Raw genomic sequence first — 5,796 nt, 5'->3', positions numbered from 1 at the left:
CCCGGGCCCCGGGCCCGCCGCCGGTGGCCCCGGGGCCCGGGTCAGGGCGCGGGGGCGGGGGCGGTCGTGCCGCGCGGGGTGTACTCCGGGGCCGGGGACCACCGCTGGCCGACCGGGCCGCCGCCGATGACCTCCAGCACGGTCTCGGCCACCGCCGTGCCGAACTGGTGCACATCCATGCTCATGGTGGTCAGCGGCGGGGTGGCGAGCCGGCACATCGGGGAGTCGTCCCAGGCGACCAGGGAGAGCTCGCGCGGCACCTCCACGCCCATGGCGTGCGCGGCGGCCAGGCCCGCCACGGCCATCACATCGTTGTCGTACAGGATGGCCGTGGGCGGAGCGGGGCGGCGCAGCAGCTCCTCGGTGAGCCGGGCACCGGCCTCGTCGGAGTAGTCGCCCGCCACGATCACCGGCTCCACCCCGGCCTGCGCACAGCCGGCCAGCAGCGCCGCGGTGCGGGCCCGGGTGTGCAGCAGGTCCTCCGGGCCGCTCACCCGGGCGATCCGGCGGTGTCCCAGCTCCAGCAGGTGGTCCAGGGCGTCCCGCACGGGTGCGGCGTCGTCGGTGCGGACGGTGGACAGTTCCGGCGGGCCGTCCCAGTTGCCGACCACCACGGCGGGCAGGCCGAGCTCGGTCAGCACGGCGGGGCGGCGGTCGCCGGCCGTGACGTTGACCACCACGACCGCGTCGGCCAGTCCCCGCTCGGCCCAGCGCCGGTAGGCCGCCGTCTCGGCGTCGTGGTGCGGAACGACATGGAGGAGCACGGAAAGGTCCTGCTCGGCCAGGCGCTCCTCGATGCCCGCGATGAACTCCATGAAGAAGGGTTCCACCCCGAGCAGCCGGGCCGGCCGGGCCAGGACCAGCCCGACGGCTCCGGGGGACGGCCGGCTGTGCGGTGCGTTGTTCATCTCAGGGCCGTTCCGGTTGCAGGTCGTTGGCGGTGCGCAGCACCGGGGGACGGGTCAGCGCGGCCGGGTCCAGCGCGGCGGCGGTGCGCACCAGGAAGGAGTGCGACTCGCCGGCGGCGAGGGTGACCAGCATGTCGTCGGTCTCGGCGTCCGGGGCCAGCCGGTCGGCGAGCACCGCGATGTCGCGGGCGAGGGAGACGGCGTGCACGTCCACCCGGTAGCCGCCGGGCACGGCGGTGGCCTCGGCGCGCAGCGGTGCCGGGTCGTAGGCCATGTCCCGGTCCTCGGCGAAGGGCTGGAGGGTCCGGGCGTCGTCGGCCGTGATCACCAGCACCTCCTCCTCCGGGTGCCCCGGCCGGGCCAGTGCCTCCGGCAGCGGGTGCGCGGCCGCGGAGCGGGGCGGGACGTCGAGGTGGATCTTATCGGCCGCCCGGACGGCACCGCCCAGGGTCTGGCGCTCCAGCCGCAGCTCACCGCTCCAGGGGCGGTCGGTGTCGTTGACCGCGACCACGGCCGGGCGGCCGTCCCGCGGCTGGACGGTGAGGAGGCGCGGGGCGTAGGCGCGGCGCAGCGCGTACCACAGCGGCTTGGGCCGCCCGGCGCCGTCCACCGCCGACCAGGAGGTGACCGGCCAGCAGTCGTTGAGCTGCCAGACCAGGGTGCCGGCGGTCCGCGGCCACCAGGAGCGGAAGTGCTCGACGCCGTAGGCGACCGCGCGGGCCTGGTTGAGCTGGGTGGCCCAGTGCCAGTCGGTGAAGTCCCCTGGCACGGGCAGGTGCGGGGCGAGGCCGCGCGCCAGTTTGCCGTTGCCGTCCTCGGCCTTCTGGTGCAGCAGGAAGCCGGGCGAGACGGGGGTCAGCGGGTCGTCGTGCACGGCCTCGGTGAGGGTGGACCAGGCGGGCGGGCCCTGGAAGCCGAACTCGGAGCAGAACCGCGGGATGTGGTCGCGGTAGTGGGTGTAGTCGACGCGGTTCCACACCTCCCACTCGTGCCGGGTGCCGTGGTCCTGGTCGTTGGGATGGATGCCGTCAGGGGCCTCGCCGGGGGTGTACGGGCTGCCGTCGGCGTAGGGGCGGCCGGGGTCCAGCTCGGCGACGATCCGGGGCAGCAGTTGCAGGTAGTAGTCAAGTCCCCAGGTGCGGCCGCCGAGTTCCTCGCGCCAGCCCCAGTCGCGGAAGCCCCACAGGTTCTCGTTGCCGCCGTTCCACAGCGCCAGCGAGGGGTGGGAGCACAGGCGGGCCACGTTCTCCCGGGCCTCCGCCTCGACCTCGGTGCGCAGCGGCTCCTCCTCGGGGTAGGCGGCGCAGGCGAAGGGGAAGTCCTGCCAGACCAGGAGGCCGCGCTCGTCGCAGAGGTCGTAGAAGTCCTCGGTCTCGTAGATGCCGCCGCCCCAGACGCGGAGCATGTTCATGTGGGCGCCCAGCGCCTGGTCGATGCGGCGGGACAGCCGCTCGCGGGTGATCCGGGTGAGGAAGTGGTCGTCGGGTATCCAGTTGGCCCCCTTGGCGAAGACACGGGTGCCGTTGACCACGAAGGTGAAGGGGGTCCCGGTCCCGTCCGGGGCGGTGTCGACGGTGACGGTGCGGAAGCCGATCCGGCGGGAGGCGGAGTCCAGGACCGCGCCGGCCGCGGGGTCCTGGCCGCCGAGCCGGCCCAGGGTGACGCTCAGGCCGTAGAGCGGCTGCTCGCCGTAGCCGGCCGGCCACCACAGCAGGGCGTCGGGCACCTCGACGGTGAGCACGGCCTCGTCGGCGGCGGCCGGGATCACGATCCGGGCCTCCTGGTCCGCGATCCGTGCGGTGGCCACGAGTTCCCCGGCCTCCTCCAGGCCGGAGCGCTCGACGTCCAGGTGGATCTCCACCACCCCGGTGCCGGACTCCCCGACCCTGGCCAGCGGGCGCAGCCGGGCGATCCGGGCGGTGCGCCAGCGCTCCAGGCGGACCGGCTTCCAGATGCCGGCGGTCTGCAGGTCCGGGCCCCAGTCCCAGCCGAAGCTGCACGCCATCTTGCGGACCATGTTGAAGGGGTGCGGGTAGGCACGCGGGCGCTCGCCGAGTTCCTTCTGCAGCCGCTCGGCATGCTCCAGTGCGGAGTGGAAGGTGACGGCCAGCGTGTGCTCGCCGGAACCGTCCGCGGCCGGGCCGAGCGGGCCGCGGACGTCGAAGCGGTAACCGCGGTGCATGTTGGCGGTGGTACCGATCACCCGCCCGTCCAGCTCCACGGTGGTGACGGTGTCGAGTCCGTCGAAGACCAGGTCCACTCGCTCGCCGGGGGCGGGGGGTGCGGCACGGAAGTCCAGGGTGTACCGCCACTCGGTGCGATGGGTCCAGGCCAGCGCGGCCTCGTTGCGGTCCTGGTAGGGGTCGGGGACGAGCCCCGCGGCCAGCAGGTCGAGGTGGGCGCCGCCCGGTACGGTCGCGGGCACGGTGACCCCCGCGATGCCGGGCGGCACCGGACCGGAGAGCGGGGTCATGCGCCAGCCCTGGTGCAGGGTCTCTCGTTCCATCCGGGCCACTCCTACGTCTGGTGCTTCTGCGGGGTGTGCGAGATTCTTACTCAGCCGAATTAAGTTAGTCAACGGCAGAGCAGCGGCCCGGCCGGCCCCGCCGGTCCGGCCCCGTGCAGGAAAGGACACTGGTGCGGTGACGACCTCACACTCGCCCCTCCCCGGGATCGTGCAACTGCGGGCCGACGGCGTCGGTCTGGTACTGGACCTCTCCGGGGGCCGGCTGCCCCGGGTGGTGCACTGGGGAGCCGATCCCGGGCCGCTGGACGGTGCCGGGCTGGACGCACTGCGGCTGGCGGCCCGCCCGCAGCCGATCGGCTTCTCCGTGGACGGCCCGGTCGATGTCGCCGTGCTCCCCGAGCAGTCGGCCGGCTGGCTGGGCACCCCGGGGCTCACCGGCAACCGCTCCGGCACCGACTTCTCCACGGCATTCACCGTCGACGGCGGCGAACTGGCCCGGAACGGCGACGCGGGCGGCCTGCTGACGGTGCGGGCGGAGGACAGCACGGCCGGGCTGGGCCTGGAGCTGACCATCGAGCTGACCGCCCAGGGACTGGTGCGGCAGCAGGCGACCGTGACCAACCTGGGCACCACCCCGTTCGCCCTGGACGGGCTGCATCTCACCCTGCCGGTGCCGCCCGCCGCCGCCGAACTCCTCGACTTCACCGGTCACCATCTGCGCGAACGCAGCCCCCAGCGCACCGCCTTCACCCACGGTCTGCGGATGCGGGAGAACCGCACCGGCCGCACCGGCTACGACGCCGCCCATCTGCTGGCCGCCGGCACCCCGGGCTTCGGCAACCGCTCCGGCGAGGTCTGGGCGGTGCACACCGCGTGGTCCGGCAACCACCGCACCTTCGCCGAGCGCACCTTCCACTCCGTCTCCCTGCTCGGCTCCGGCGAACTTCTGCTCTCCGGCGAGGTGATCCTGGCACCCGGCGCCTCCTACACCTCGCCCTGGCAGTTCGGCTCCTGGGGCGGCAGCGGCCTGGACGAGGTCTCGGCCCGCTTCCACCGCTGGCTGCGCGCCCGCCCCGGACACCCCGCCGGTCCCCGCCCGGTGGTGGCCAACACCTGGGAGGCGGTCTACTTCGACCACGACCTGGACCGGCTCAAGGCGCTGGCGGACGCCGCCGCCGAGGCCGGCGCCGAGCGCTTCGTGCTGGACGACGGCTGGTTCGGTGCCCGCCGCGACGACCGCCGGGCGCTGGGCGACTGGTATGTCTCCGACCAGGTGTGGCCCGCCGGGCTCACCCCGCTGACCGACCATGTCACCGCGCTGGGCATGGAGTTCGGGCTGTGGGTGGAGCCCGAGATGATCAGCGAGGACTCCGGACTGGCCCGCGCCCATCCGGACTGGATCATGGCCACCGGCGGCCGGCTGCCCGGGCCCGCCCGCCACCAGCAGGTGCTCGACCTGGCCCGTCCGGAGGCGTTCGCGTACATCCTGGGCCGGCTGGACGCGCTGCTGACCGAGTACCCGATCCGCTGTCTGAAGTGGGACCACAACCGGGATCTGGTGGAGGCGGGGCACCAGCCGGACGGCCGGGCCGGTGTGCACGACCAGACCCTGGCGGTCTACCGGCTGATCGACGAACTCCGCCGCCGTCACCCGGGCGTGGAGATCGAATCCTGCTCCTCCGGCGGCGGACGGGTCGACCTGGGCATCCTCCGGCGCACCGACCGGGTCTGGGTCTCGGACTGCATCGACGCCCTGGAGCGGCAGCAGATCCAGCGCTGGACCAACGCCCTGATCCCGCTGGAGCTGATGGGCACCCACGTGGGCGCGGAGACCTGCCACACCACGGGACGCCGCCACGTGCTGGACTTCCGGGCCGGCACCGCCCTGTTCGGCCACTTCGGCATCGAATGGGACCTCACCGCCGCCACCCCCGGGGAACGTGCCCGGCTGGCCGCGTGGGTGGCGCTGTACAAGGAGGTGCGCGGCCTGCTGCACACCGGCACCGCCGTGCACGCCGACCACCCCGACCCGGCGTATCTGCTGCACGGCGTGGTGGCGGCGGACGGCTCCGACGCCCTCTACGCCCTGGCGGCGGTGGCGAGCAGCGCCGGCTACCCGCCGGGACCGCTGCGGCTGCCCGGACTGGACCCGGACACGCGCTACCACGTCCGCCCGCAGCCGCCCGGGGACCTGCCGGACGGCAATGCCCACCACTGGGGCGCCGCCCTGCCCTGGTGGACGCCGGAGGGCGTCACCCTGCCCGGCCGCGCCCTGGCCACCGCCGGTCTCCAGGCGCCGGTGCTCTACCCGGAGCGGCTGGTGCTGATCCGCGCCACCCGGGCCGGCGGGCAGGCGGGGTAGCCTCCGGCCCGGTCCCGGCCCGCCCGCGGCCCCGCCCGGCCCGGCCCGGGGCGGGCGGG

Annotated in this window: 3 protein-coding genes; 1 reads left to right on the top strand and 2 read right to left on the bottom strand. The window is 74.7% G+C overall.

What is annotated here, in order from left to right:
* Positions 1-41: 41 nt before the first annotated feature.
* Together GQS09_RS26455 and GQS09_RS26450 are read right to left on the bottom strand one after the other, a co-directional pair.
* Complete coding sequence (locus GQS09_RS26455; protein ID WP_165990067.1) at positions 42-908, bottom strand: LacI family DNA-binding transcriptional regulator; 867 nt, start codon at positions 906-908, stop codon at positions 42-44.
* A gap of 1 nt (position 909) precedes the next feature.
* Complete coding sequence (locus GQS09_RS26450) at positions 910-3,414, bottom strand: glycoside hydrolase family 2 protein (protein ID WP_165990066.1); 2,505 nt, start codon at positions 3,412-3,414, stop codon at positions 910-912.
* A gap of 136 nt (positions 3,415-3,550) precedes the next feature.
* On the opposite strand from GQS09_RS26450, the gene GQS09_RS26445 reads away from it, so the two are divergent.
* Complete coding sequence (locus tag GQS09_RS26445; protein ID WP_313896348.1) at positions 3,551-5,737, top strand: alpha-galactosidase; 2,187 nt, start codon at positions 3,551-3,553, stop codon at positions 5,735-5,737.
* Positions 5,738-5,796: the final 59 nt, after the last annotated feature.

The sequence above is a fragment of the Streptomyces sp. YIM 98790 genome (genome assembly GCF_011421595.1).
Lineage (GTDB): Bacteria > Actinomycetota > Actinomycetes > Streptomycetales > Streptomycetaceae > Streptomyces.
Note: the sequence above shows the minus strand (reverse complement) of the source record. Positions and strands in the feature narration are given on the sequence as shown.

What these genes read in the sequence shown, in the direction of transcription:
- GQS09_RS26455 (WP_165990067.1), bottom strand. Translation starts at nt 908, where the DNA reads ATGAACAACGCACCGCACAGCCGGCCGTCCCCCGGAGCCGTCGGGCTG.
- GQS09_RS26450 (WP_165990066.1), bottom strand. Translation starts at nt 3,414, where the DNA reads ATGGAACGAGAGACCCTGCACCAGGGCTGGCGCATGACCCCGCTCTCC.